At 68.4% G+C, this 25,959-nt stretch carries 20 protein-coding genes; 16 read left to right on the top strand and 4 right to left on the bottom strand.

Features of this window, described 5'->3' with window-relative positions; all coding sequences use genetic code 11:
• The first annotated feature begins 6 nt into the window (after window positions 1–6).
• The 4 genes from ACZ5Z2_RS09150 to ACZ5Z2_RS09135 all read left to right on the top strand — a co-directional run bounded on the left by ACZ5Z2_RS09150 (window position 7) and on the right by ACZ5Z2_RS09135 (window position 6,189).
• Window positions 7–270 carry a DksA/TraR family C4-type zinc finger protein gene (locus tag ACZ5Z2_RS09150; RefSeq protein ID WP_464758262.1) on the top strand — a complete coding sequence of 88 codons (264 nt, stop codon included), beginning with the start codon at window positions 7–9 and terminating at the stop codon, window positions 268–270.
• Between the two features lie 81 nt (window positions 271–351).
• Complete coding sequence (locus ACZ5Z2_RS09145; RefSeq protein ID WP_464758261.1) at window positions 352–1,497, top strand: hypothetical protein; 1,146 nt, start codon at window positions 352–354, stop codon at window positions 1,495–1,497.
• 378 nt (window positions 1,498–1,875) lie between these two features.
• Window positions 1,876–5,502, top strand: coding sequence for a diguanylate cyclase domain-containing protein (locus ACZ5Z2_RS09140; RefSeq protein ID WP_464758260.1), 3,627 nt, complete (start codon window positions 1,876–1,878; stop codon window positions 5,500–5,502).
• A 162-nt stretch (window positions 5,503–5,664) separates the two neighbouring features.
• Window positions 5,665–6,189 (top strand): hypothetical protein, encoded by a 525-nt coding sequence (locus ACZ5Z2_RS09135; protein ID WP_464758259.1) that lies wholly within the window; start codon window positions 5,665–5,667, stop codon window positions 6,187–6,189.
• Between the two features lie 240 nt (window positions 6,190–6,429).
• Here the strand turns inward: ACZ5Z2_RS09135 and ACZ5Z2_RS09130 are convergent, their stop codons facing one another.
• The 3 genes from ACZ5Z2_RS09130 to ACZ5Z2_RS09120 form a co-directional block, all read right to left on the bottom strand.
• Entirely contained in the window at window positions 6,430–7,635 is a 1,206-nt protein-coding gene (locus ACZ5Z2_RS09130; RefSeq protein WP_464758258.1) for an acetyl-CoA C-acyltransferase, read from the bottom strand.
• A gap of 154 nt (window positions 7,636–7,789) precedes the next feature.
• Window positions 7,790–10,177: a 3-hydroxyacyl-CoA dehydrogenase/enoyl-CoA hydratase family protein gene (locus tag ACZ5Z2_RS09125; RefSeq protein ID WP_464758257.1), complete on the bottom strand. Its 2,388-nt coding sequence runs from the start codon at window positions 10,175–10,177 to the stop codon at window positions 7,790–7,792.
• Window positions 10,178–10,254: 77 nt separating this feature from the next.
• Entirely contained in the window at window positions 10,255–10,881 is a 627-nt protein-coding gene (locus tag ACZ5Z2_RS09120) for a TetR/AcrR family transcriptional regulator (RefSeq protein WP_464758256.1), read from the bottom strand.
• 214 nt (window positions 10,882–11,095) lie between these two features.
• Here ACZ5Z2_RS09120 and ndk point away from each other — a divergent pair, with 214 nt between their 5' ends.
• The 8 genes from ndk to moeB all read left to right on the top strand — a co-directional run bounded on the left by ndk (window position 11,096) and on the right by moeB (window position 19,346).
• Entirely contained in the window at window positions 11,096–11,521 is a 426-nt protein-coding gene (gene ndk / locus ACZ5Z2_RS09115; protein ID WP_464758255.1) for a nucleoside-diphosphate kinase, read from the top strand.
• A gap of 5 nt (window positions 11,522–11,526) precedes the next feature.
• Window positions 11,527–12,678 carry a dual-specificity RNA methyltransferase RlmN gene (gene rlmN, locus ACZ5Z2_RS09110; RefSeq protein WP_464758254.1) on the top strand — a complete coding sequence of 384 codons (1,152 nt, stop codon included), beginning with the start codon at window positions 11,527–11,529 and terminating at the stop codon, window positions 12,676–12,678.
• Complete coding sequence (pilW, locus tag ACZ5Z2_RS09105) at window positions 12,668–13,468, top strand: type IV pilus biogenesis/stability protein PilW (protein WP_464758253.1); 801 nt, start codon at window positions 12,668–12,670, stop codon at window positions 13,466–13,468. The genes rlmN and pilW overlap by 11 nt, the downstream gene beginning before the upstream one ends.
• Complete coding sequence (locus ACZ5Z2_RS09100; protein ID WP_464758252.1) at window positions 13,465–14,499, top strand: helix-turn-helix domain-containing protein; 1,035 nt, start codon at window positions 13,465–13,467, stop codon at window positions 14,497–14,499. Before pilW ends, ACZ5Z2_RS09100 begins: the two co-directional genes overlap by 4 nt.
• Before the next feature lie 141 nt (window positions 14,500–14,640).
• Complete coding sequence (locus ACZ5Z2_RS09095) at window positions 14,641–15,291, top strand: YfgM family protein (protein WP_464758251.1); 651 nt, start codon at window positions 14,641–14,643, stop codon at window positions 15,289–15,291.
• On the top strand, window positions 15,288–16,505 hold the full coding sequence (gene bamB / locus ACZ5Z2_RS09090) for an outer membrane protein assembly factor BamB (protein ID WP_464758250.1): 1,218 nt from the start codon (window positions 15,288–15,290) through the stop codon (window positions 16,503–16,505). Before ACZ5Z2_RS09095 ends, bamB begins: the two co-directional genes overlap by 4 nt.
• Window positions 16,506–16,526: 21 nt before the next feature.
• Complete coding sequence (der, locus tag ACZ5Z2_RS09085) at window positions 16,527–17,930, top strand: ribosome biogenesis GTPase Der (RefSeq protein WP_464758249.1); 1,404 nt, start codon at window positions 16,527–16,529, stop codon at window positions 17,928–17,930.
• A gap of 246 nt (window positions 17,931–18,176) precedes the next feature.
• Window positions 18,177–19,346, top strand: a complete 1,170-nt coding sequence (gene moeB, locus ACZ5Z2_RS09080) for a molybdopterin-synthase adenylyltransferase MoeB (protein WP_464758248.1) — start codon at window positions 18,177–18,179, stop codon at window positions 19,344–19,346.
• Here moeB and ACZ5Z2_RS09075 read toward each other — a convergent pair.
• The gene (locus ACZ5Z2_RS09075; protein ID WP_464758246.1) at window positions 19,307–19,909 is read right to left on the bottom strand and encodes a GNAT family N-acetyltransferase; all 603 of its coding nucleotides are present in this window, start codon (window positions 19,907–19,909) and stop codon (window positions 19,307–19,309) included. The genes moeB and ACZ5Z2_RS09075 overlap by 40 nt on opposite strands.
• A 65-nt stretch (window positions 19,910–19,974) precedes the next feature.
• Between ACZ5Z2_RS09075 and folD the strand changes: the two genes are divergently transcribed.
• The 4 genes from folD to ACZ5Z2_RS09055 all read left to right on the top strand — a co-directional run bounded on the left by folD (window position 19,975) and on the right by ACZ5Z2_RS09055 (window position 25,954).
• Window positions 19,975–20,823 (top strand): bifunctional methylenetetrahydrofolate dehydrogenase/methenyltetrahydrofolate cyclohydrolase FolD, encoded by an 849-nt coding sequence (gene folD, locus ACZ5Z2_RS09070; RefSeq protein ID WP_464758245.1) that lies wholly within the window; start codon window positions 19,975–19,977, stop codon window positions 20,821–20,823.
• Between the two features lie 70 nt (window positions 20,824–20,893).
• Window positions 20,894–22,354, top strand: a complete 1,461-nt coding sequence (guaB, locus tag ACZ5Z2_RS09065; RefSeq protein ID WP_464761631.1) for an IMP dehydrogenase — start codon at window positions 20,894–20,896, stop codon at window positions 22,352–22,354.
• A 178-nt stretch (window positions 22,355–22,532) separates the two neighbouring features.
• The gene (gene guaA, locus ACZ5Z2_RS09060; protein WP_464761630.1) at window positions 22,533–24,101 is read left to right on the top strand and encodes a glutamine-hydrolyzing GMP synthase; all 1,569 of its coding nucleotides are present in this window, start codon (window positions 22,533–22,535) and stop codon (window positions 24,099–24,101) included.
• A 302-nt stretch (window positions 24,102–24,403) separates the two neighbouring features.
• Window positions 24,404–25,954 carry an FAD-dependent oxidoreductase gene (locus ACZ5Z2_RS09055; protein WP_464761629.1) on the top strand — a complete coding sequence of 517 codons (1,551 nt, stop codon included), beginning with the start codon at window positions 24,404–24,406 and terminating at the stop codon, window positions 25,952–25,954.
• Window positions 25,955–25,959: the final 5 nt, after the last annotated feature.

Raw genomic sequence — 25,959 nt, 5'->3', positions numbered from 1 at the left:
GTGCTCATGGCTACCGGATGGGCAGGCGATGGCGCCGTGCAGGATCAGATCGACGCCACCGTGGCGGACGCGGTGCAACGCGCCCGCAATCAGCTGAAGAGCGGCCCCAGCCTCGCCCGCTGCGAGGAATGCGACGCGACCATTCCCGAGGCGCGGCGCCTGGCCGTGCCGGGCGTGCGCCTGTGCGTGGCCTGCCAACAGGCGCAGGACGCCGAGCGCGCCGCCAACCTCTACAACCGCCGCGGCAGCAAGGACAGCCAACTGCGCTGAACGCGCGAAGCCGCGTGTTCATGCAAGGCCCAGCGCGATTGGGCGACACTTCGCCCCTTTGGCATCACGCGAGGCACGCTCTTGCCCGTTTCCATCGTTTCCCGCGGCGCGAAGCTGCTGTCGATCCTGGCCATGGGCTTGCTGGCGCTGCCGGCCGCGGCGAGGTCGGCGTCCGGCGCCTCCGGGCCGCTCAGCGTGCACATCCGCAGCGACCGCATGACGCTGCGCATGGCCAAGGCGCCGCAGGCCTACCTCGCGGGCACCATCGACGACCAGGCCGTGGCGCAGGTGCGGCAACTGCTGGACTCGGGCAAGCTGGATCCCGGCGCGGACATCTACCTGGATTCTTCCACTGGCGACGTCGCCGCGGGCATGGCGCTGGGCCGATTGTTCCGCAACGCGCGCTTCAACACGCACCTGGGCACGTGGCACACCGGCAAGGCGCCGGCATTGCCGGCCACCTGCCTGGATGCCTGCGCCTACGCTTATCTCGGCGGCGTGTACCGCTGGTCGCCCAGCGGCGGAGACCGCATCGGCCTGCGCGAAAACCTGCTGCCCGGCCACGTTCCCGCTTCGTCGTTGCAAGCGCCCGATGCCTATCTCGAAGCCATGGGCGTGAAGCCCGCGGACTTCGCGCAGGTGAGCGGCCTGGTGGTGAACGGCACCGCGTGGTGGAACACGGACAAGCTGGTGTCCGCGAAGGTGGCCAACAACGGCCGCCTGCCGCTGGAAGCGAGCTACCGGAGGGCGCCGGGCACGCCGCCCACGTTGCTGCTGTCGCAGGTGGTGCGCGGCAGGCAGAACCAGGTGTCGCTGCAATGCGAGCCCGGACAGATCGCCCTGACCGCACGCTATGCCGTGGGCGCCGAGCGCACGCAGCTGATGGTGGCGCGCACCATGTACGCCTATTTCGAAGTGGGCGACCAGCCCTGGCAACAGCGCATCGGCGAGCGCCCGCATGCGGACGGCGATGCGCTGGTGTTCTCGCGCCGGATGCCGTTCGCCCAGCTCGTGCCCGTGCTGCAGTCCGGCTCGCTGGGCGTCTGGTTCGAGATCACCGGCAGCCCCGTGCGGGTGGGCTTCTGGATGGCGCCGTCGCAAGCCTGGCAGCTCGCGCAACCGTTCCTGGCGGATTGCCAGGCCCTGCAGCCCGGTTACGTGCCGCCGCGCGACTCCGGCAAGCCGGCCAAGCCGTCCTTCTGGCGGCGGGTGTTCGGCCGGCACTGATCGCGCGCTGCGCCGGGCCGTGTGACCTGGCCCGGTTGCCGCAGGCGGAGTCCGCTTTCGATGGCGGACGCAGGCGGCGAATGCTCAAGATTCGCCCAGGCCGGACGACACAGGGGGCACGGGTTCAGAGTGTCCCGGAGTGACTTCGCGCCGCCGGTCGGCCGGCGCCACGCGGGTGCGTGCAACCGGTTTGTCGGGACGATCCAGGTGGAACGGGGCGAACGGGCAGTGGAGCGTGCGGGATCGGATCGGAACGCAGCTAGCCACGGGTTGGCGATAGGCGAACTGCAATCCTGTTTCTACCGGGGTCTTGCCGAAACCCTCGTTCGCCTGCGCACGTCGCAAGGCCAGGAGGGCCGTCAGGCGCTGGCCGAGATCGTGTCGACCTTCGCAGCTGCCCTGCATGTGCCGTTGGCCTGGGTCGGTCGACGCCGCACCGAGGCCGAGGGCATTACCGTGCTGGCCGCGGCTGGATCGGCGGCGAGCCGTGCGGAAGGCCTTCTTGCCGGCCGATATGCCGTGGGCCTTGCGCCGGACGATCCGGTCGTCCCGTTGCAACCGTCCGGGCAGGCACGCATCGTGCGCAGTGCCGCAGGGATGCCTGCGGCAGGCGCGTGGTACGAAGGCCTATTGCCGGGCGTCTCGGTGGCGGTGGCCACGCGCGACGGCGGCCAACTGGTGCTGGCCGCCTGCACCGCCGACGTGGCGGATGCCTTCCTCGACGGACTCGCCGAGTGGCTGCCGCGGCTGGCCGACGAGCTGGCGCGGTTCTGGAACCATCAGGCGGTGGCCAGGCGCGATCGCCGTATCCACCGCTACCGCGATGCCCAGCGCACGATCCAGCGCGCGCTGCTCGAACAGCCGGATCCGGAGGCGATGTACCGCACCCTGGCCCAGTCGCTGGTGGAGATCGCCGGCGCCGCGGCGGTGGACGTGCACGTGCTCGACGGCGACGATCGGGCCCTACGCCGCGTGGCGCTGGCCGGCCCGATCGCCGAAGAACTGGCGCAACTGGCGCCGGTGCCGCCGCCGCCGGGAGGCCGGGTGCCCCTGCCGATCCTCGCGCTGCGCGAGCGCAAGCCGCAGATCCGCGTCCGCCCGTCCCAGCGCAACGACATGTCGCCGATCTGGCGGCAGGGCGTGCTCGCCGGCATGGGCGCCAGCGGATGCTGGCCGATCATTCCGCCCGGATCGGCCACCGGCCACGCCGCCAAGCCGTACGGCGTGTTTGCCTTGATCACCGTGGAGCACGATGCGTTCGACGAGGAGATGTGCGGCGTGCTCGACGAGCTGGCCGAGGTGGCCGGCCTCGCGCTGCGCCAGCACGAACACCGTCGCGCGCAGATGGAGGAGCAGCAGCGGCAGACCTACTTGGCTTTGCACGACGCATTGACCGGGTTGCCGAACCGCCGCGCGCTGGACATGTACCTGGAGAGCGCCCTCGAACGCGCGGAGCGCAGCGGGCAGCTGGTCGCCGCGGGCATGCTGGATCTGGATGACCTCAAGCCGATCAACGACCGCTTCGGGCATGCCACCGGCGACCTGCTGCTGATGGAAGTGGCGCGCCGGCTGCGTGCCGCGCTGCGGCCGGACGACTACATCGCCCGGCTGGGCGGCGACGAGTTCGTGATCGTCTGCGAAGGGCTGCGCGGCGCCGCCGAGATCGAGCCCCTGCTCGACCGCCTGTGGGCGGCCCTGCGCGAGCCCATGCGGATCGAAGGGGCGGTGTTCGAGCTGACCGCCAGCCTGGGCATCGCGCTGTTTCCGGATCACGCCACGAACGACAGCCAGCAACTGTTGCGCCGCGCCGACCAGGCGATGTACCAGGTGAAGGCACGCAAGCGGCAGCGCGAACGCTGGTGGTCGACGCCGCTGGCGGCGACGGCCGGGCCTGCGGAGACGCGCGAGTCCGAAGGCCACGTGCAGGCGCCGTACGGGAAGCTGGCCGAGGCGCTGCTGGAGCCGTGGTCGCCGCTGGCCGAGCCGCGGATCCCCGAGGTGGTCGAGGCTTTCATCGGCGAGTTGTCCGCGCAGGAGGGCATCGGAAGGCTGTTCGCGGTGCTGCCCGGACACGACCGGGCGCTGCTGGCCGCACGCTTCGTCGACCACCTGCGCCTGCTCATCCGGCCCGGCCTGGACATCGAAGCGCATCGCCGGCAGGCGGCCCGCGCAGGCCGCTTCCACGCAGCCGCCGGGCTGGAGGAGGTGTGGCTGCTGGAGAGCGTCGACCGCCTGCGCGACCTGATCGCGCAGCACCTGGGCGGCCTGCCGGTCGCCGACCGCCGTCCGCTCGGTGTTGCGCTGCAGCGGCTGGGCTTGGAGCGCCAGTGGCAACTGGAAAGCATGCGCGAATTGCAGCGCGAGCGGGTGGCGTTGCTGGAGCGGCTCAACGCATTGGCCTGGTCGGCCGACGGTTACCTGGAGCTGATCCAGGGCATGGTGGATGCCTTGGCCGGGCACGGCGAAATCAGCTGTTGCGCGGTGGGCCGCCCCGACGAGCGCGGTGAACTCACCTACGAGGCGGTCGGCGGCGAGGCGTTCGCGCAGTACCTCAGGGAGTTGGCGCGCGGCGAGGCGGCGCCGATCCGGGTCGACGCAGACAGCCCGGAAGGCGGCGGCCCCAGCGGACGCGTCTGGCGCACCGGCCAAATACAGCGCTGCGTGCATTACGGCACCGATCCGGCGATGGCGAGCTGGCGCGACCGCGCGCTGTCGCGGGGCATCATCTCCAGCGTGGCGTTGCCGCTGTGCCCTTCGCCGCCCACGCCATCGGCCGTGCTTACCCTCTACAGCGGCTACGCGGGTGGCTTTCAGAGCGAGGATCAACAAGCCTTCATCGGCCAGTTGAAGACCCTGCTCGACCTGGCCCTCGCGCGCCTCGCGCCGCCGCGGCCGGGCACGGCGCTGCTGCCGTTCTTCGTGCGCGAGCGCTGGCGCGCGTCGATCTCGTCCGGCGCCTTGCAGGTGCATTACCAGCCGGTGGTGCGGCTGGGCGACGGCCGGGTCGCCGAACTGGAGGCGCTGGCCCGACTGCAGGAGCAGGACGGCACGCTGCTGGCGCCGGCGCGCTTCCTGCCGGCGCTGGGCGACAACGACCTGGTGGTGCTGTTCCGCCAGGTGCTGTCGCAGGCGACGCGCCAGCGCGCGACGCTGTTCGGGCTGGGGCATGCGGTCGACGTGTCGGTCAACACGCCGGCCGCGGCGCTGGAGGATCGGCGCTACGCCGAAGCCGCGGCCGCGGTCATCGCCGAAGGGCATTGCCCGGTCGACGCGTTGCTGCTGGAGATACTCGAATCGCCCATGGGTACCGACCACAGCGCGGCAGAGGGCATGGCCGGCATGCAGGCGCTCAAGGCGCTGGGCGTGCGCCTGGTGGAGGACGACCTTGGCGCCGGCTACAGCTCATTGATCCGGTTGCGCCACTGGCCGTTCGACCGGTTCAAGATCGACCAGGCGATCGTGAAACAGGTGGCCGACGATCCATTGCGCACGCTCCGTTTCATCCGCCAGCTCGTCCGCCTCGGCCATGACCTGGAACTCGAAGTGGTGGTGGAGGGACTGGAGACGCCGGGCCTGATCGAGGCCGCGCTCTGGCTGGGTGCGGACATGGGGCAGGGCTACGCGCTGGCGCGGCCCATGCCGCCCGCCGCGCTGCCGGCCTGGCTGGACGGCTTCCGCTGGGAGTGGGATGCCGCGCGCCCGGCGACCGCGCTCGGAGCCCTGGCCAGCGCGCTGCAGTGGGAAGAGCAACTGCTGGCCCTGCCGTCGGAGCCGGAGTTCTGGCGCTACCACTCCGAGTGCGCCTGTGCGACGGGCCGCTATCTCGACAGCGCGTTGCCGGGCAATGCCAGCCTGCACGAGCTGCAGGCCGCCCACGCGGCGATGCACGCCGCTGCGCTGGCCGGCCCGCACGATGCGCAATACCGCCAGCACCGGGCGCGCTTCCTGGATCTGCTGATCGAACTGGTTCGGCTGGAAGAGCACTCGCGTGACGGCGCCGCCTGACGCCGCTCATGCGGGATTCCCGCGATCGTCGCGAGGTGGCCCCTACGGCTGCCGAGCGCCGCCCGACACATCACATGACATACCAGTCCGACCAAGCATCCGCGCCTTTCCCGGAGGAGAGGCCGGCACTGCCGCCAACCGCACATCGCAACGAGGAAACCGATGGATCCCCATATCGCGCATCGCCTGGGATTTCCGCGCCCCCAGTACATGGCCATCGAACGGGAACGCCGTTGGCTGTGCCGCCATCTCCCGCGCGAGCGGATCGTGAGCACGGAGGCGATCACCGACCTGTACGTCGAGAAATCCCAACTGCGCCTTCGCGAGGCCCGCCTGCTGGACGGCGGCACGCCGAGGCTGCGGCTCACGCGCAAGGCGGACGTGGACAGCAGCACCCGGCTGATCACCTCCATCTACCTGCCGGAAAACGAATTCGCCATGCTGGCCTCGGCCCTGACGGGAAAACGGATCACCAAGCTCCGCCATCGCCTCGGCGAGATCGATGATGTCGTCATGTCCGTGGATGAATTCCAGGGCGACCTGGCCGGACTCCTTCTGGCCGAAGCGGAATTCAAGAACCCGGAGCATCTGAGGCAGTTCACGGCTCCGGAATTCGTCGCGCACGAGGTGACGGACGATCCGCGCTACACCGGCGGTTACCTTGCCTGGCATGGCATGCCGGGGTGATTTGCTGTGGCGCCGGGTGGGCCGGAGGAGGCTGCCTGCGCGAAATCGGGCGGCCGTTGTGTGGCTGCTTCCGACCGACGCCCTTACTCCCCGAACCACGGCACGCGGATAGGCTCAGAGTATAAGCAAAGGGCGGCCCTGGGCCGCCCTTTGCTTTGGAACGAAGGTGAAGCGGGCGCCTGCGGCGCGAGCCTTTTCCCGCCAAGGGAGAAGTTCGCGCCGTAGTGCGATGGCGTGCGATTACACCGCCTCGAAGATGCCCGCCGCGCCCATGCCGGTGCCGATGCACATGGTCACCATGCCGTACTTCTGCTTGCGGCGGCGCAGGCCGTGCACCAGGGTGGCGATGCGCACCGCGCCGGTGGCGCCGAGCGGGTGGCCGAGTGCGATGGCGCCGCCCAGCGGGTTGACCTTGGCGGGATCGAGCTTGAGGTCGCCCATCACGGCCAGCGCCTGCGCGGCGAAGGCTTCGTTGAGCTCGATCCAGTCGAGCTGATCCTGCGTGATGCCGGTCTGCCTGAGTGCCTTGGGGATCGCTTCCTTCGGGCCGATGCCCATGATCTCGGGCTTGACGCCGGCGACGGAGAAACCGACGAAGCGAGCCAGCGGCTGCAGGTTGTATTCCTTGATCGCCTTCTCGCTGGCCAGCAGCACGGCGCCCGCGCCGTCGGACATCTGCGAGGAGTTGCCGGCGGTGACGGTGCCGCCGAACTGGCCGTTGCGGAACACGGTCTTGAGCTTGGCCAGCACTTCCAGCGTGGTGCCCGCGCGCGGGCCTTCGTCGGCTGCGATGGTGCGGCTATCGGTGACGATGCCGCGGGTGGCGAGGTCGGGGTAGTGGTCGTCGAGCTGGAAGGGGCTGATCTCGTCGTTGAACTCGCCGGTGGCCTGTGCGGCCAATGCGCGGCGGTGGCTTTCCACGGCGAAGGCGTCCTGCTGCTCGCGGCTGACCTTCCACTGCTTGGCCACGTTCTCGGCGGTGATGCCCATGCCGTAGGCGATGCCGATGTGCTCGTTGCTGAAGATCGCGGGGTTCATCGCGATCTTGTGGCCCATCATCGGCACCATGCTCATGCTCTCGGTGCCGCCGGCGAGCATCAGGTCGTCCTCGCCGAGGCGGATGCGGTCGGCGGCCATCGCCACGGCCTGCAGGCCGGACGAGCAGAAGCGGTTGATGGTGACGCCGGGCACGGTGTCGGGCAGGCCGGCCAGCAGCACGCCGATGCGCGCCACGTTCATGCCTTGCTCGGCTTCCGGCATGGCGCAGCCGATGATGGCGTCGCCGATGCGGTGCGGGTCGATGCCCGGCGCCTGCGCCATCACGGCCTTGATGACGTGGGCCAGCATGTCGTCGGGGCGGGTGTTGCGGAACACGCCGCGCGGCGCCTTGCCGACCGGGGTGCGGGTGGCGGCGACGATGTAGGCGTCCTGGATTTGCTTGCTCATGGCTTTTGCTCCGTGGCGTCGCGCAGGTATGCGGCGACGCGTCTTGGTTTCTTTGTTCGTCATTCCGGCGCAGGCCGGAATCCAGTTTCGACAGTGATCGGTTTTCGCCACTGGATCCCGGCCTGCGCCGGGATGACGGCGTGGAGAGTTTCGATCAGTTCCGCAGCGGCTTGCCGGTGGTCATGGTGTGGGCGATGCGGGCCTGGGTCTTTTCGGTCTTTGCCAGTTCCACGAAGTGCTTGCGTTCCAGTTCCAGCAGCCACTCCTCGTCCACCAGCGAGCCGCGCTCCACGTTGCCGCCGCACAGGCAGTCGGCGATGCGGGTGGCGATGGCGATGTCGTGCTCGGAGGCGAAGTAGCCGGCCTGCAGGTTGGCCAGCGAGGCCTTGAAGGTGGCGGTGCCCACGTCGCCGGCGACCGGCACGTTGCGCTGGTAGAGCGGCGGACGGTAGCCGGATTCGGCCAGCGACAGCGCCACCTTCTTCGCCACGTAGAGCAGCTCGTAGGCGTTGAACACCACCACGTCGCTGTCGCGCAGCAGGCCCATGTTCTTCGCCTCGATCGCGCTGGGCGACACCTTGGCCATCGCCACCGTCTCGAACACCTTCTTCAGCGACTCGAACGGATCGGCCGGGTTGGCCCTGGCCGCGCGCACGGCCAGCTCGTGCAGGCCGCCGCCGGCGGGCAGCAGGCCCACGCCGGCCTCGACCAGGCCGATGTAGCTCTCCAGCGCGGCCACGGTGCGCGCGGAGTGCATCTGGAACTCGCAGCCGCCGCCCAGCGCGAGGCCGCGCACGGCGGAGACCACCGGCACCAGCGAATGCTTGATGCGCATGCTGGTGCGCTGGAAGTTGGCGACCATCTGCTCGAAGTCGTCGAACTTGCCGGCCTGCAGCAGGCCCAGTGCGCCCTTGAGGTCGGCGCCGGCGGAGAACGGCTCGCCGTTCTGCCAGATCACCACGGCCTTGAGCTTTTCCTCGGCGATGCCGATGGCGTGCTGGATGCCGTCGAGCACCTGGTCGTTGACCGTGTGCATCTTGGTCTTGAACGAGATGATGCCCACGCCGTCGTCGCCCAGCGTCCACAGGCGCACGCCGTCGTTCTCCCACACCGTGCTGCCCTGGTCGAACTTCTCGCCGAGGATGGGATCGGGGAACAGCTGGCGGGCGTAGACCGGATGCGCGGAGCGCGGCTTGGCCTTGCCGGCGGCGGCCGACCAGGAGCCGTCCTTGCCGTGCACGCCCTCGCGGCCGTCCAGCACCCATGCGGGCAGCGGCGCGCTGCTCATGGCCTTGCCGGCGGCGATGTCTTCCTGCACCCACTGCGCCACCTGTTGCCAACCGGCGGCCTGCCAGGTCTCGAACGGGCCGAGCTTCCAGCCGTAGCCCCAGCGGATCGCGAAGTCCACGTCGCGCGCCGTATCCGCGATATCAGCAAGATGATAGGCGGTGTAATGGAACAGGTCGCGGAAGGTGGCCCACAGGAACTGCGCCTGCTTGTCCTGCGAGGCGCGCAGCTTGGCGAACTTCTCGGCGGGGTTCTTGATCGCGAGGATGGCGGCCACTTCGTCCGACGCCTTCTGCTCGCTGGCGCGGTAGTCCTGCTTGGCGACGTCGAGCACCACGATGTCCTTGCCGGCCTTCTTGTAGAAGCCGGCACCGTTCTTCTGGCCCAGCGCGCCCTTCTCGATCAGCGCGGAGAGCCACGCGGGCGCCTTGAAGTAGGCGTGCCACGGGTCGTCGGGCAGGGTGTCGGCCATGGTCTTGATGACGTGCGCCATGGTGTCCAGGCCCACCACGTCGGCGGTGCGGTAGGTGGCGCTCTTGGGGCGGCCCACGGCCGGGCCGGTGAGCGCGTCCACCACGTCGAAGCCGAGGCCGAACTGTTCGGTGTGGTGCATGGTGGCGAGCATCGAGAACACGCCGATGCGGTTGCCGATGAAGTTGGGCGTATCGCGCGCGATCACCACGCCCTTGCCGACGGTGGTGACCAGGAAGGCTTCCAGGCCTTCGACCACCTTGGGATCGGTGAGGCGGGTCGGGATCACTTCGACCAGATGCATGTAGCGCGGCGGGTTGAAGAAGTGCACGCCGCAGAAGCGGTGGCGCATCTCTTCCGGCAACGCCTCGGCGAGGCCGTTGATCGACAGGCCCGAGGTGTTCGACGCCAGCACGGCGGTGGGCGAGACGTGCGGGGCGATCTTGGTGTACAGGCCCAGTTTCCAGTCCATGCGCTCGGCGATCGCTTCCACGATCAGGTCGCAGCCTTCCAGCAGGGCGAGGTGCTCGTCGTAGTTCGCCGGCACGATGGCGGCGGCGAGGCTGGCATCGGCCAGCGGAGCAGGGGAGAGCTTCTTCAAGTGCTCGATGGCCTTGAGCGCGATGCCGCTCTTGGGGCCTTCCTTCGCGGCGAGGTCGAACAGTACGGTTTCGACGCCGGCGTTGGTCAGGTGCGCGGCGATCTGCGCGCCCATGACGCCGGCGCCGAGCACGGCCGCCTTGCGGATGCGCAGTGTCGGGGTGGTGGTGGATGAAGCGGTCATGGAAGTCTCCGGATGAAGGACAGCTTGCGAAACGGGATCGAACACGGTGGTCGCGCGGCGGTGGCCGCGCGGTGGAATCAGGAGGCGTTGAGTCCGGCGGCGGCGAAGCGGATCAGGTGCAGCACGGTCTGCTCGCGGTGGGCGCCTTCGCTGACGCCGCTCTTGCGCTGGATGATGCCGAAGCCGGACATGGCGTGGGTCAGCGCGCCGGTGGCCAGGTCGATGCGCCAGTACAGCTCTTCCTTGCTCAGCTGCGGCAGCAGGCGGGCGAACTCGGCGGTGAACTGGCGCATCACGTGGCCGTAGTTCTCGGACAGGAACTTGCGCAGGCCGTCGTCGTGCTCGGCGAAGGCGCGCGCCAGTACGCGCATGAACAGCGAACCCTCGTCCTCGTTGGAAAGTTCGAGGGCAGGGCGGATGAAGGCGTCGAGCACGTCCTCCAGCCGGGTGTCGGGCTGGCCGGCCACCTTGGCCAGTGCGGCCAGGCGCTGGGCATTCAAGGTGTCCAGCCGGCGCCGGAACACCTGTTCGACCAGTTTTTCCTTGGAGCCGAAGTGGTAGTTCACCGCGGCGAGATTGACCCCGGCGGCGCTGGTCAGCTGGCGCAGCGAGGCGCCGTCGAAGCCGCGCTGGGCGAACAGGGTTTCGGCGGCGCCGAGTATGCGTTCCTTGGTGGAGCCGGTGCGATTCACGGGTTGATTCATTCCACGAGTCCAAGGGAAGGATTCAAACGATCGTTTGAGCATACGCGTGCGGATCGCCCGCCGTCAAACCGGGCGAGGCTGGCCCCGTCGACGGCTTGCGAATGGGGTAGAATCTGTCAAACTTCGTGGCCTAAACCCGTATTCCGAGTCGGTTTTGGCTGTTTAGCGGCATGATGCCGCCACCTTTTCATTTTCCTTTTCCCGGAGCATACCCATGGCGCTGGAGCGCACCCTTTCCATCATCAAGCCCGATGCCGTCGCCAAGAACGTGATCGGCGAGATCTACGCCCGTTTCGAAAAGGCCGGCCTCAAGGTGATCGCCGCCAAGCAGAAGCAGTTGTCGCGCGCCGAGGCCGAAGGCTTCTACGCCGTGCATAAGGAGCGCCCGTTCTTCAAGGCGCTGGTGGATTTCATGATCTCCGGCCCGGTGATGATCCAGGTGCTGGAAGGCGAAGGCGCGATCCTCAAGAACCGCGAGCTGATGGGCGCCACCAACCCGAAGGAAGCCGCGCCGGGCACGATCCGCGCCGACTTCGCCGATTCCATCGACGCGAATGCCGTGCACGGTTCCGATGCCGCCGAGACGGCGGCGGTCGAGATCGCCTACTTCTTCGCCGCCACCGAGATCCACGGCCGGTAAGTGTCGTGAATACACCGGTAGCCATTTCATCCGACCAGTCCGGCACCGCCGGCAAGGTCAACCTGCTCGACTTCGATCGCCAGGGCCTGCGCGACTTCTTCGCGCAGCTCGGCGAGAAGCCGTACCGCGCCGAGCAGGTGATGAAGTGGATCTACCACCACCTCGAGTCCGACTTCGCCAACATGACCGACGTGGGCAAGGCGCTGCGAGCCAAGCTCGAGGCGAGCTGCCACGTCGGCCCGCCGAAGACCCTGGTGGACAAGGCTGCCGCCGACGGCACGCACAAGTGGCTGCTGGGCATGGACGGGCGCAACGCGGTGGAGGCGGTGTACATCCCCGAGCCCACCCGCGGCACGCTGTGCGTGTCCTCGCAGATCGGCTGCGCGCTGAACTGCCAGTTCTGCTCCACCGGCGCACAAGGCTTCAACCGCAACCTCGCCACCGCCGAGATCATCGGCCAGATGTGGGTGGCGGCGAAGCAGCTGGGCAACGTCACCCACCAGAACCGCCGCATCACCAACGTGGTGATGATGGGCATGGGCGAGCCGCTGGCGAACTTCGACAACGTGGTACGGGCGATGAGCCTGATGCGCGACGACCTGGGCTTCGGCCTCGCCTCCAAGCGCGTCACGCTGTCCACCGCCGGCATGGTGCCGATGATCGACAAGCTGTCGGACGTCATCGACGTGTCGCTGGCGGTGTCGCTGCACGCGGCCACCGACGAGCTGCGCACCGAGCTGGTGCCGCTCAACAAGCGCTACCCGCTGGCCGAGCTCACCGTGGCCTGCCAGCGTTGGATCGCGCGCAAGCCGCGCACCTCGATCACCTTCGAATACACCTTGATGAAGGGCGTGAACGACCAGCCGGAGCACGCGAAGCAGCTGATCCGCTTCATGCGCAAGCTGCCGACCTGCAAGGTCAACCTGATCCCGTTCAACCCCTTCCCGGGTACGCGCTTCGAGCGTTCCGACGCCGAGACCATCCGCGCGTTCCAGACCCAACTGCTCAACGCCGGCATCCTCACCATGCTGCGCCGTACCCGCGGCGACGACATCGATGCGGCCTGCGGCCAACTGGCCGGGCAGGTGAACGACCGCACCCGGCGCAGCGCCGGAATTCGCCAACGCGTGGATCATGAGGTGACGCATGCGCTGTAAGCCGCTGGTGGTGTTTGGCCTTTCGCTGGCTGTGGCCGGCTGCGTGACGGTTGGCGGCAACAACAATGGCAGTGGCCAGGACAGCAAGCCGCTGCCCAAGACCAGCAAGGCTGAGCAGCGCCAGGATGCGGCCCGCATCCATACCGAACTGGCTCAGCACTACATTGCCGAGGGCGACTTACAGGACGCCTTGGCCAAGCTGCAATTGGCGTTGCAGTTCGATCAGAACTACGCCCCGGCGCAAACCGTCATCGCGTTCGTGTACGAGAAGATCAACAACCTTCCCGAGGCCGAAGCCCATTACCGCAAGGCCCAGGCTCTGGAGCCGGCCAAGGGCGCACCAAACAACAATCTCGGCCAGTTCCTGTGCCGCACGGGAAAGGAACAGGAAGGTCTCGGTTACTTCCGCAAGGCCATGGCCGACCCGTTCTACGCTACTCCCGACGTGGCGCTTACCAATGCCGGCATCTGCCAGATGCGCATCGGCGACCAGGCCGGCGCGGAAGCGAGTTTTCGTGACGCAATCGCACGAAATCCGCGCAATGGCGACGCACTTTTCCACTTGGCCGAAGTACTCTACCGGCAGGGGGACGCGTTCCGTGCACGTGCTTTCATCCAGCGCTTCGATGCGCTGGGACAGCCCAGTGCGGCTGCCCTCAAGCTTGGTTACGACATCGAATCGCGCTTGGGCAACAGGGACGCGGCCCAGACCTATCTCGGGCGTTTGCAGAGCCAGTTCCCGGATTCGGAGCAGGCCCACGCCCTGAAAGCAACCGCCAGCCGTCCATGAACACCACGCAGCCTTTCCAGCCCGACCAGGAGCCGGTCGCGCACGATCAGATCGCTGAGCCGATGGACACGGATGCCACGGACGCCACGGACGCCTACATCGTGATGCATGCACACGTCGATCCCGACGTTGCCTTCGGCAACCGCCTGCGTGCTGCACGCGAGGCGCGCGGCCTGGATCTGGAAGATTGCGCCCATGCCTTGAAACTGCCGCTGCGCGTCCTGCGCAAGCTGGAGCAGGGCGGCCACGACGGCCTCGACTCGCGCATCTACCTGGCCAGCTACATCGGCAAGTACGGTCAGCACCTCGGCATCGACGACGCGGCGATCCAGTCCGAAGTGGCCCGCATCCGCCACGTCGAGCCGCCGCTGGTGGCCACGGGCGGCATTTCGCACTCGCGCTTCCTGTTCGATCGTTACCGCACGGCCGCCACCTATGTGGTGCTGACCGCGGTCATCGTCGTGCCGATGATCTGGTTGGGCGTGCGCGGCACGCTGGATCGCAACCTCAGCCACTTGACCCCGCTGGATGCCTCGCCGGTGGCGCAGCAGGACACGCAGTCCGTCGTGCCGGCCGGGCCGGAAGCGCAGGCTGCCGCCACGCCGGCAACGAAGGCGCCCGTCGCGCAGTCGGCGCAGGAACAGCCGCTGATGGCCTCGATGGCGCCGTTCCCGAACATCGGCAGCGACACCGCCGTGCCGCCGGTCAAGCGCGACGCGGCCACGACCGCCGTCGCGGATGCCGCGGTGGTCGGCGCCGGTGCGCACAGCCTTAGCCTCAACCTCGGCGCCGCCAGTTGGGTCGAAGTGGTTGCGCAGGACGGCACGCGGCTGGAATACGGCCTGCTGCCAGCCGGCGCCAGCAAGACTTGGCGCAGCGACCAGCCGCTCGAAGTCCGCATCGGCAATGCGGACGACGCGCAGGTGAGCATCGATGGCCAGCCGGTGGCGCTGGATGGCTTCCGCCGCGCCAACGTGGCGCATTTCCGCGTGCAGATCGCGGACGGCAAGGCCGCCGCGGCCAATCTCTGACGCGCGTTTCCGCGCCAGAAAACCATCCGATCGGTTATGCTTGCCCATTCTTCGCCCGTGGTCGGGCGAAGGGTGACGGCGGGCGTTTCCGCTGCCGGTCACGCGACGCGCGAGGCGCGCGATTTCCACCAACGGTGAAGCATGGCATTCGACGCATACGACGATTACGAACAAAGCGAACGTGTCCAGAAATGGCTGCGCGAGAACGGCCTCTCCATCGCCGTGGGCATCGCGATCGGCCTGGTCGGCATCTTCGGCCTGCAGCAGTGGCGCAAGCACCAGGCCAACAACGAAGCCGCCGCCGCCACGCTGTACCAGCAGGCCCAGGTGGCGCAGATCGGCGGCAAGCCGACGGCGGCCACCGCTTTCGTCGACGAATTGATGAAGGACTACGCCAAGTCGCCGTATGCGCTGTTCGCGGTCAGCGACCGCGCGAAGCAGGAGACGCAGGACAAGCAGTTCGACAAGGCCGTCGCCTCGCTGCAATGGGCCGAGGCGCACGCCGCCGATCCGGTGCTGAAAGGGCTGGTGCAATTGCGCATCGCCCGCGTGCAGCTGGCCAAGGGCGACGGCCAGGCCGCATTGGCCACGCTTGAAGCGATGCCCGCCGGCCAATACACGGGCCTGAACCAGGAACTCCGCGGCGATGCGCTGGTCAAGCTGGGACGCGCCGACGACGCACGCAAGGCCTACCAGGCGGCGATGGCGGCACTGGGTGAGGACGCGCCGCAGCATGCCGTCCTGCAAATGAAGATCGACGATCTGGCCGTGGCCGGAAAGCAGGGTGCATGAAACACGTGGTGAAGAAGAGCGCTTGGTTGCTTGCCCTGGGTTCGCTGGCCTTGCTGGCCGGCTGCAATTCCTTCAAGAAAAAGAACATCGAACCGCCGACGCCGCTGGAAAAGCATTTCACCGCGACGGTGCAGGTCAGCAAGGTGTGGACGGCGCGCATCGGCGACGGTGCCGGCATCAGCGGCGTGCGCCTGCGCCCCGCCGTGGCGGATGGCGTGCTGTACGCGGCGAGCACCGACGGCAAGATCGCCGCGTTCGATGCCGCCAGCGGCAAGCAGCTGTGGGAAAAAAGCACCCGGATCAAGGGCTGGTTCGGCTGGGGCGACAAGAAGAAGCAGCGCCCTGACGCCTTGTACGCTGGTGGCCCGGCCGTGGCCGGCAACCTGCTCGCCATCGGTACGCTGGACGGCCACGTCTACGGCATGAACCCGAAGGACGGCAGCCGGCTCTGGGAGTCCGAACTGGATTCCGAAGTGATCGCCGCGCCGGCGATCAGCGGCGACCTGGTGATCGCCCGCACGCAGGATGGCCGCGTGTACGGTCTCGACGCCGCCACCGGCAAGCGCCGCTGGGTCTACGACCAGGGCACCGTGCCCACGCTCAGCTTGCGCGGCTACGGCACGCCGCTGGCCGCGAACGGCGTGGTGTTCATCGGCAGCGACGACGGCAAGCTGGTCGCGCTGCGCCAGGACAACGGCGAGAAGCTGTGGGAGCAGCGCCTGGCCAACGGCGACGGCCGCACCGACATCGAGCGCCTCGACGACGCCGACGGCACGATCCTGCTCGACGGCAGCACGCTGTACGGCGCCGCCGACCACGGCAACCTCACCGCGATCGACGGTCCCAGCGGCCGCCCGCTGTGGTCGCATCCGTTCTCCACCTACACCTCGCTGGCGATGGGCGGCAACGCCATCTACGGCGTCAACGATCAGGGCGAGGTGTGGGCGTTCGACCGCAGCAGCGGCTCGGACATGTGGAAGGACGCCAAGCTCAAGTACCGCTGGCTCACCGGCCCCGCGGTGCAGGGCAACTACGTGGTGGTGGCCGATGCCTACGGCTTCGTGCACTGGCTGCAATCCAGCGACGGCGCGCTCGCCGCGCGCATCCGCCTGTCGAAGAAGCCGATCCAGGCCCAGCCGCTGGTGGTGGGCGACACCGTGTACGTCGAGGACGTGAAGGGCCATATCGGCGCCTACCGTCTCGCCGCGCACTGATCGCGGGAAACATGCCTTCCCATGCTGCCTGTCGTCGCCCTGGTCGGTCGCCCCAACGTCGGTAAATCGACCCTGTTCAACGCGCTGACGCGCAGCCGCGACGCCCTGGTGGCCGATCTGCCGGGCGTCACCCGCGACCGCCACTACGGCGTCTGCCACCTGGTCGAGGAGCGGCCGTTCGTGGTGGTCGACACCGGCGGACTTTCCGGCTCGGACGAGGGGCTGGAGGGACTCACCGCGCAGCAGGTGCGCCTGGCCATCGCCGAGGCGCAGGCGCTGGTGTTCGTGCTGGATGCGCGCGACGGCCTGCTGCCGCAGGATCGCACCATCCTCGACGAACTGCGCCGCAGCGGCAAACCCATCATCGCCGCGGTCAACAAGACCGACGGGCTCGACGAACAGGCCGCGCTGGCCGAGTTCGCCGCCTTCGGCATCGCCGCCACGCTGCCGCTGTCCGCCGCGCACAACCGCGGCACCGACCGCCTGCTCGCCGCGCTGCAGCCGCTGCTGCCGGAAGACGCGCACGAGGAACTCGCGCCGGACGAGGGCGACAGCATCCGCGTCGCCATCGTCGGCCGCCCGAACGCGGGCAAGTCCACCCTGATCAACCGCCTGCTCGGCGAAGACCGGCTGATCGTCTCCGACGTCGCCGGCACCACGCGCGATCCGATCCGCGTGCCGCTGGAGCGCGACGGCCGCAAGTACACCCTGATCGACACCGCCGGCGTGCGCCGCCGCGCGCGCGTCGAGGAGGCGGTGGAGAAGTTCAGCGTCATCAAGACCCTGCAGTCGATGGCCGCCGCGCAGGTCGTGGTGCTGATGGTCGACGCGCGCGAGAACCTCGCCGACCAGGATCTCACCCTGATCGGCCATGCGATGGACGAGGGCAGGGCGCTGGTGATCGCGGTGAACAAGTGGGACGGCCTCGACGCCTACCAGCGCGAGCGTTGCCAGGAAGCGCTGGCGCGCCGCCTGCAGTTCGTGGACTGGGCGCGGCATGTCTACATTTCCGGATTGCACGGCTCGGGCCTGCGCGAACTGATGCGCGCCGTGGTGCGCGCGCACGCCTCGGCCACGAAAGAGCTGAATTCGTCCGACCTCACCCGCTCGCTGGAAAAGGCCTATCAGAACTACCAGCCGCCGCTGGTGCGCGGGCATGCGCCCAAGCTGCGTTTCGCCCATCCCGGCGGCAGCAATCCGCCCACCATCGTGATCCACGGCAGCCGCACCAAGCACATCGCGCCGGCCTACCAGCGCTACCTCGAGAACTTCTTCCGCCAGCGCTACAAGCTGGAAGGCACCTCCATCCGCATCGTGTTCCGCGAAGGCGAGAACCCCTACGCCGGCAAGAAGAACGTGCTCACCGAAGGCCAGTTGCGCAAGCGCCAGCGCATGATCCGCGAGATGAAGAAGCGCAAGAAGTAACCCGCTTCAATCGAACCGGACTCCATGGCACCCGTAGCGCTACAGGTCGCCGCTTCGCGGAAAGCACGAACCCGCTCGGCACGCTCGCTTCCTCTCCCCTCCGGGGAGAGGATTGAGGTGAGGGGCGGGTGCTCGCGATAGCACACCCTCGAAGCACGCTTCGTAGCTCCTTCATCGCCGGCGCGTCCCATCACCCCGCCCCTCTCTGCAAAGGGGAGAGGGAGGACGGCGCGCTACACTTCGCGCATGCCTTCCCACACAGATCGTGACACCTGGCTGGCCGAACTGCGCGGCCGCATTCCCGAGATCGCTCCCGCCGAGGCGCTGAGCCGCCAGGTGCAAGGCGCATTGCTGATCGACGTGCGCGAGGACGGCGAACGCGCCGCCGGCATGCCGGCCGGAGCGCTGGGGCTGTCGCGCGGTTTCCTTGAACTGCGCATCGAGCAGGCAGAGCCGGATCGCGCGCGTCCCATCCTCGCGCTGTGCGGCAGCGGCATGCGCTCCTTGCTGGCGGCGGAAACACTGCAGCGCATGGGCTATCGCGACGTGCATTCGGTAGCCGGCGGGTTCGAGCGTTGGAAGGGCGAAGGCCTGCCCGTCGTTGCCGGTGCGCTGGATGCCGACGCCGCCGAACGCTACGCGCGCCAGTTGCGCCTGCCGCAGGTGGGCGAGGCAGGGCAGGCGAAGCTCGCGGCGGCGAAGGTCGTGCTGCTTGGTGCGGGTGGCCTTGGCGCGCCGGCGGCCTTGTATCTCGCCGCGGCCGGCGTGGGCCGGCTCACCCTGATCGACGATGATCGCGTGGAACGTTCCAACCTGCACAGGCAGGTGATCCACGCCGATGCGCGCGTGGGCATGGCCAAGACCGAATCGGCGCGCATCGCGCTGAATGCGTTGAACCCGCGCGTGTGCATCGAAGTACGCAACGAACGTCTGCGCGCCGACAACGTGGAGCGCCTGCTCGAAGGCCACGACGTGCTGGTCGACGGCGCCGACAATTTCCCTGCGCGCTACCTGCTCGCGGCAGCTTCGCTGCAGCTGCGGTTGCCGATGGTCTACGGCGCGGTGGAACGCTTCACCGGACAGGTCAGCGTGTTCGATCCGAGCCGTGCGGAGTCGCCGTGCTACCGCTGCCTGTTCCCCGAGCCGCCGGCGGCGGCCGATGCGCCGAATTGCAGCGAGGCCGGCGTGCTCGGCGTGCTGCCCGGCATCGTGGGGCTGGTGCAGGCCACCGAGGCGCTGAAGCTGATCCTGGGGCTGGGCGAACCGCTGGTGGGCCGCCTGTTGTCCTTCGATGCGCTGGGCATGCGCTTCCGCGAGACGCGCCTGCCGCGCGATCCGGCTTGCCCGGGTTGCGGCGCGCAGGCGCGGTTCGCCGGCTACGAGGACGTCGCCGCGTTCTGCGCTTCGGTCGGCTGATCGAGGTCGGTAGGGGTCAATCCGTAGATCGCTGCGTCGTGCGCGCGATCCCACGCCCACAAGCGTTGCCGTGCCATCCCCTCGAATTGCGCGCCCAGCTTCGCGGCGACGCGGCGGCTGGCATGGTTGTCGGGCAGGGCGACGATCTCGATGCGGACAAGGCCAAGCTCGGCAAAGCCGAAGCGCGCCACCAGCCGCGCAGCGGACGCGGCGATGCCCTGGCCATGGCGCGAGGCGCGCACCCAGTAGCCGAGGTTGGTATTGCGATGCGTGCGATCAAGCTCGTTGAGTCCGCAGCCGCCCAGCAGCGCACCGCTGGCGGCGTCGCGCACGGCAAAGGCGAACTGCGTGCCGTCCTGCCAGGTGGCTCGACAGTGCGCGGCCCATGCCAGTGCCTCTGCCATGTCGTAACCGGCATGGCACCACGGCAGCCAGCGACCCACGCTCTCCACCGATTCCCGCACGGCCTCGTGCAGCTCCGCGGCATCCCCGTCGCGCCACGGCCGCAGTGTCACGCGCCCGTCGCCGAGCTGGCACGCATCGCGGGAGATCACACCGGGCATGGCGTGGTGTTTGTGCGCTATGGGCGGAGCTTGGATAATGTCGCGTCCTTCGCCCCGGTATCAACATGAGCGCACGCATCCTCGACGGCAAACGCATCGCGCAGGAACTGCTGGATCGCATCGGCCAGCGCGTCGCCGAGCGCAAGGCGCAGGGCTTGCCCGCGCCGGGGCTGGCGGTGGTGCTGGTGGGCGACGACGCGGCTTCGTCGGTGTACGTGCGCAACAAGCGCAAGGCCTGTCACCAGGTGGGCTTCCGCTCGTTCGACTACGACCTGCCGGCCAATACCTCGCAGGAAGAGCTGTTCGCGCTGATCGACCGGCTCAACGCGGATCCGGAAGTGCACGGCATCCTCGTGCAATCGCCGCTGCCGGAACATATCAACGAGGACGCGCTGGTCGACCGCATCGACACCGGCAAGGACGTGGACGGCTTCCAGGCGGTGAACGTGGGTCGCCTCGCGCTGCGCCGCTTCGGCCTGCGTCCGTGCACGCCCAAGGGTGTGATGACCTTGCTCGGCCACACCGACCGGCCGGTGCGCGGCCAGCATGCGGTGGTCGTCGGTGTCTCCAACCACGTGGGTCGTCCGCTGGCGCTGGAACTGCTGATCGCCGGCTGCACCACTACCTGCTGCCACAAGTTCACCCGCGATCTGGAAGGTCACGTGCGCCAGGCCGATATCGTGATCGTCGCGGTGGGCCGGCCGGGGCTGGTGAAGGGCGAATGGATCAAGCCCGGCGCGGTGGTGGTCGACGTAGGCATCAACCGCCTCGATGACGGCCGGCTGGTGGGCGACGTGGAATTCGCTCCCGCCGCCGAACGCGCCAGCTGGATCACGCCCGTGCCAGGCGGCGTCGGCCCGATGACCGTGGCCACGCTGATGGAAAACACGCTGGAAGCCGCCGAGGCGCGTTGACGTCCGACCAGCCGCGCTGGCGGCATGCTGCGGTGCCGCGTATAATCCTCTCTTTGCCGCGGGGCTTACCATGCGCATACTCGCCGAGGCGCTCACCTACGACGACGTTTTCCTCGTTCCGGGCCATTCCACCGTGCTGCCGCGCGACGTGGACACCTCCACCCGGTTCACCCGCGACCTGCGCCTGAACATCCCCATCGTTTCCGCGGCGATGGACACCGTGACCGAAGCGCGCCTCGCCATCACCATGGCGCAGCAGGGCGGCATCGGCATCATCCACAAGAACATGACGCTCGAGCAGCAGGCCGCCGAAGTACGGCTGGTGAAGAAGTTCGAGGCCGGCGTGATCCGCAACCCCTTCAGCGTGAGCCCGGACACCTCGATCCGCGAGGTGCTCAAGCTCACCCGCGCGCACAGCATCTCCGGCGTGCCGGTGGTGGAGGGCGGCAAGCTGGTGGGCATCGTCACCAGCCGCGACATGCGCTTCGAGCGCAAGCCGGACGACCCGGTGCGCAACATCATGACCCGCCAGGAGCGCCTGGTGACGGTGAAGGAAGGCGCCAGCCAGGACGAAGTGCTGCAACTGCTGCACAAGCACCGCATCGAGAAGGTGCTGGTGGTCAACGACGGCTTCGAGCTGCGCGGCCTGATCACCGTGAAGGACATCCAGAAGGCCCGCGACAACCCCAATTCGGTGAAGGATCGCAACGAGGCGCTGCTGGTCGGCGCCGCGGTGGGCGTGGGCGGCGACACCGAGCGCCGCGTGGAGGCGCTGGTCGAGGCCGGCGTGGACGTGCTGGTGGTGGACACCGCGCACGGCCACTCGCAGGGCGTGATCGACCGCGTGGCCTGGGTGAAGAAGCACTACCCGCAGGTGCAGGTGGTGGCCGGCAACATCGTCACCGGCGACGCCGCGCTGATGCTGCGCGACGCCGGCGCCGATGCGGTGAAGGTGGGCGTGGGCCCGGGCTCGATCTGCACCACCCGCGTGGTGGCCGGCGTGGGCGTGCCGCAGATCACCGCCATCGACATGGTGGCCACGGCGCTGAAGGATTCCATCCCGCTGATCGCCGACGGCGGCATCCGCTATTCCGGCGACATCCCCAAGGCGCTCGCCGCGGGCGCCAGTTCGGTGATGCTGGGTTCGATGTTCGCCGGCACCGAGGAATCGCCGGGCGAGGTCGAGCTGTTCCAGGGGCGCTCGTACAAGAGCTACCGCGGCATGGGCTCGATCGGCGCGATGCAGCTCGGCTCCAAGGATCGCTACTTCCAGGACAACGAAGCCGACGCCGACAAACTGGTGCCCGAAGGTATAGAAGGCCGCGTGCCGTACCGCGGTTCGCTGCGCAACATCATCCACCAGCTGATCGGCGGCCTGCGCGCCTCGATGGGTTACCTCGGCGCGGCCACCATCGACGACGTGCGCAACAAGGCGCAATTCGTGAAGGTGACCGGCGCTGGCGTCACCGAAGCGCACCCGCACGACATCCAGATCACCAAGGAAGCGCCGAACTACCGGCTCAATTCCTGACGAAGGCGGGAGCGCTTGCGCTCCCGCGCGTCATTCCGGCGCAGGCCGGAATCCAGTTGCCGCGCGTTCCAGTTGTCGCGAACACGCCCGGCACGCGGCGCGTGCTGCGATGACGCCACTGGATTCCGGCCTGCGCCGGAATGACGACCCCAGACTCCAGCCTTCCTGGCCGCCGCCCATGACCGCCAACATCCATTCCGACAAGATCCTCATCCTCGACTTCGGCGCGCAGTACACGCAGCTGATTGCGCGCCGCGTGCGCGAACTCGGCGTGTACTGCGAGATCTGGGCATGGGATCACGACCCGGCCGAGATCGCCGCGTTCGGTGCCAAGGGCATCGTCCTCTCCGGCGGCCCGGAATCCACCACGCTGCCGGGTGCGCCCAGGGCGCCGCAGGAAGTGTTCGACTCGGGCCTGCCCATCCTCGGCATCTGCTACGGCCTGCAGACGCTGGCCGCGCAGCTGGGCGGCGCCACGGAAGCCGCCGACCAGCGCGAGTTCGGCCACGCGGAAGTGGACATCGTGGCGAAGAGCCGCCTGTTCGATGGCCTGAGCGACCACGCCGGCGCGCATCGCCTGGACGTCTGGATGAGCCACGGCGACCACGTCAGCAAGGCGCCGCCGGGCTTCGCCGTCACCGGCAGCACCGACCGCATTCCGGTCGCGGTGATGGAGAACGAGGACAAGCGCTGGTACGGCGTGCAGTTCCATCCCGAGGTGACGCACACGAAGCAGGGCAGTGCATTGCTCAAGCGCTTCGTTACCGAGATCTGCGGTTGCGCCACGCTGTGGACGGCGGCCAACATCATCGAGGATCAGATCGCCCGTGTGCGCGAGCAGGTAGGGTCGGACGAGGTGATCCTCGGCCTTTCCGGCGGCGTGGATTCCTCCGTCGTTGCCGCACTCTTGCACAAGGCCATCGGCGACCAGCTCACCTGCGTGTTCGTGGACACCGGCCTGCTGCGTTGGCAGGAAGGCGACCAGGTGATGGCCACCATGGCCGCCAACATGGGCGTCAAGGTGATACGCGTCAACGCCGCCGAGCGCTACTTCAAGGCGCTGGAAGGCGTGGCCGACCCGGAGGCCAAGCGCAAGATCATCGGCCGCCTGTTCGTGGAGATCTTCGACGAGGAATCAGCCAAGCTCAAGAACGCCAAGTGGCTGGCCCAAGGCACCATCTACCCCGACGTGATCGAGTCGGCGGGCAGCAAGACCGGCAAGGCCCACGTCATCAAGAGCCATCACAACGTCGGTGGCCTGCCGGCGCACATGAAGCTCAAGCTGGTCGAGCCGCTGCGCGAGCTGTTCAAGGACGAGGTGCGCCGCATCGGCGTGGAACTCGGCCTGCCGCGTGAGATGGTATACCGCCACCCGTTCCCCGGCCCCGGCCTGGGCGTGCGCATCCTGGGCGAGGTGAAGCCGGAATACGCCGAACTGCTGGCCCGCGCCGACGCCATCTTCATCGAGGAACTGCGCGCCTGGGATCTCTACGACAAGACCAGCCAGGCCTTCGCCGTGTTCCTGCCGGTGAAGTCGGTGGGCGTGGTGGGCGACGCGCGCGCCTACGAATGGGTGATCGCGCTGCGCGCGGTGGAAACCATCGACTTCATGACCGCGCACTGGGCGCACCTGCCGTATGACTTCCTCGGCAAGGTTTCCAACCGCATCATCAACGAACTGCGCGGCGTCTCCCGCGTGGTCTACGACATCAGCGGCAAGCCGCCGGCGACGATCGAGTGGGAGTGAGGTCGCGCTTTCCCGCATGTCGGCCGTGAACAACTTCCGGCCGCCTGCGCGGCAAGCGCTTCCGCGGGCGCCGGTTGTTGGCCGGGCCGCGCGCCGCTAAAATGCCTGCGTCGGAAAAGGCAGACTTGGTCTGGTAAGCCCAAGTCCTTTCGGTAACGAAAGCTCTGGTCTTTGGCCTCGCGCACGAGATCCCCACGACGAACATCGGATGCCATTCGCGCATCCCGTCGTTCGTCCGTGCGGGGTTCCCTCCCGAGGAACGCTCCGGTGGAACGATCGCATCGACCACACGGGAGCCTTCCATGCACGACCTTCATCCTTCTTCTTCGCTTTTCGACGTCGTGATCGCCGGAGCTGGCCCGGTCGGCCTATTCCTGGCGTGCGAGCTGCGCCTCGCGGGCGTTTCTGTGCTGGTGCTGGAGCAGGCGTGCGATCCGCACACGTCGCTGAAGCAACTCCCGTTCGGCATGCGCGGGCTGTGGGGGCCGAGCGTCGAGGCGTTCCATCGGCGCGGGCTGCTGGAGCAGGTCGCCTCGCAGCCTCGCATGGACGGCCAGCCGAGGCCCGGATCCATGGATGCCGGATCGCAGCGTCGCGGGCCGGCCGGCCATTTCGCCGGACTCCAGTTCGATTACGCCAACATCGACGCGTCGCGGTGGCCGTATCGCTTGCCCGGCCCAGCCGATGCGCAACTGGGCGTCGAAATGGCGCATCTCGAACGCGTTCTCGCCGGGCGCGCGCTTTCCCTTGGCGCCGAAATCCGGCGCGGCCATGGCGTCGAGGGTTTCGAGGCCTCGGGCGACGAAGTCGTCGTCCATGCCGGTGAGCAGCGCATCCACGCGCGCTGGCTGGTGGGCTGTGACGGTGGCCGCAGCACGGTGCGCAAGCAGGGCGGTTTCGAGTTCGCCGGCACCGAGCCGGAGTTCACGGGGTACTCCATCCAGGCCGACATCGCCGACCCTTCGCCGCTCCCGCTTGGCCGCCATTACACCCCGGCTGGCATGTACACGCAGTGGCAGCCCGGGACGATCGCGGTCGCCGACTTCGATGGCGGCGCATTCCATCGCACGCAGCCGCTCACGCGCGAGCATGTGCAGGAGGTGTTGCGGCGTGTGTCCGGCACCGACGTAACGCTCAAGGCCTTGCATGTCGCTTCGACATGGACAGACCGCAGCAAGCAGGCCACGACTTACCGCATGGGCCGCGTGCTGCTGGCGGGCGACGCCGCGCACATCCATTCGCCGCTGGGCGGGCAGGGCCTGAACCTCGGGCTGGGCGACGCGATGGACCTCGGCTGGAAGCTGGCCGCCACCCTTCGCGGCGAGGCGGCCGAAGGCCTGCTCGACAGTTACACCGCGGAGCGGCATCCTGTCGGTGCGCGCGTCCTCGACTGGACGCGCGCGCAGGTCGCGCTGATGCGGCCGAGCTCGCGCGCGCTGCAAGCCGTCGTGCGCGACCTGATCGGCACACGCGACGGCGCGACGTACTTCGCCGAGCGGGTGTGGGGCGTTTCGCTGCGCTACGACCTGGGCAACGGACATCCGCTGGTGGGCCGCAGTTGCCCGGACTTCGAGTTCGCGGACGGCACGCGGCTTGGCATCCTGCTTCGTGATGGAGTTGGCATCCTTCTCGATTTCGGCGCCCGTCCAGCGCTTCGGGCGATCGGCGAGCGCCTGGAAGGCAAGCTCAGGTATTCGGCCGGCGAAGCGAAAGATTGCCTGGGATTGAGCGCGCTGCTGATCCGGCCCGATGGCGTCGTGGCCTGGGCCTGCGACGGCGAGCCCGACGTAGGCGAGGTGGTTCAAGCCCTCTCACGCTGGTTTTCTCGCGAAGCGGTTGCAGGTTTGTATTGAGATAC

It is taken from the genome of Rhodanobacter sp. G1 (assembly GCF_055397855.1).
The sequence above is the reverse complement of the archived record's forward strand: the minus strand, read 5'-3'. Positions and strand labels throughout refer to the sequence as shown.

Bases quoted from the DNA above. Each gene is read 5' to 3' on its own strand.
- ACZ5Z2_RS09150 (WP_464758262.1), top strand. From the start codon at position 7: ATGGCTACCGGATGGGCAGGCGATGGCGCCGTGCAGGATCAGATCGAC.
- ACZ5Z2_RS09135 (WP_464758259.1), top strand. From the start codon at position 5,665: ATGGATCCCCATATCGCGCATCGCCTGGGATTTCCGCGCCCCCAGTAC.
- ACZ5Z2_RS09130 (WP_464758258.1), bottom strand. From the start codon at position 7,635: ATGAGCAAGCAAATCCAGGACGCCTACATCGTCGCCGCCACCCGCACC.
- ACZ5Z2_RS09125 (WP_464758257.1), bottom strand. From the start codon at position 10,177: ATGACCGCTTCATCCACCACCACCCCGACACTGCGCATCCGCAAGGCG.
- ACZ5Z2_RS09120 (WP_464758256.1), bottom strand. From the start codon at position 10,881: ATGAATCAACCCGTGAATCGCACCGGCTCCACCAAGGAACGCATACTC.
- ndk (WP_464758255.1), top strand. From the start codon at position 11,096: ATGGCGCTGGAGCGCACCCTTTCCATCATCAAGCCCGATGCCGTCGCC.
- pilW (WP_464758253.1), top strand. From the start codon at position 12,668: ATGCGCTGTAAGCCGCTGGTGGTGTTTGGCCTTTCGCTGGCTGTGGCC.
- ACZ5Z2_RS09100 (WP_464758252.1), top strand. From the start codon at position 13,465: ATGAACACCACGCAGCCTTTCCAGCCCGACCAGGAGCCGGTCGCGCAC.
- ACZ5Z2_RS09095 (WP_464758251.1), top strand. From the start codon at position 14,641: ATGGCATTCGACGCATACGACGATTACGAACAAAGCGAACGTGTCCAG.
- bamB (WP_464758250.1), top strand. From the start codon at position 15,288: ATGAAACACGTGGTGAAGAAGAGCGCTTGGTTGCTTGCCCTGGGTTCG.
- der (WP_464758249.1), top strand. From the start codon at position 16,527: ATGCTGCCTGTCGTCGCCCTGGTCGGTCGCCCCAACGTCGGTAAATCG.
- moeB (WP_464758248.1), top strand. From the start codon at position 18,177: ATGCCTTCCCACACAGATCGTGACACCTGGCTGGCCGAACTGCGCGGC.
- ACZ5Z2_RS09075 (WP_464758246.1), bottom strand. From the start codon at position 19,909: ATGCCCGGTGTGATCTCCCGCGATGCGTGCCAGCTCGGCGACGGGCGC.
- folD (WP_464758245.1), top strand. From the start codon at position 19,975: ATGAGCGCACGCATCCTCGACGGCAAACGCATCGCGCAGGAACTGCTG.
- guaB (WP_464761631.1), top strand. From the start codon at position 20,894: ATGCGCATACTCGCCGAGGCGCTCACCTACGACGACGTTTTCCTCGTT.
- guaA (WP_464761630.1), top strand. From the start codon at position 22,533: ATGACCGCCAACATCCATTCCGACAAGATCCTCATCCTCGACTTCGGC.
- ACZ5Z2_RS09055 (WP_464761629.1), top strand. From the start codon at position 24,404: ATGCACGACCTTCATCCTTCTTCTTCGCTTTTCGACGTCGTGATCGCC.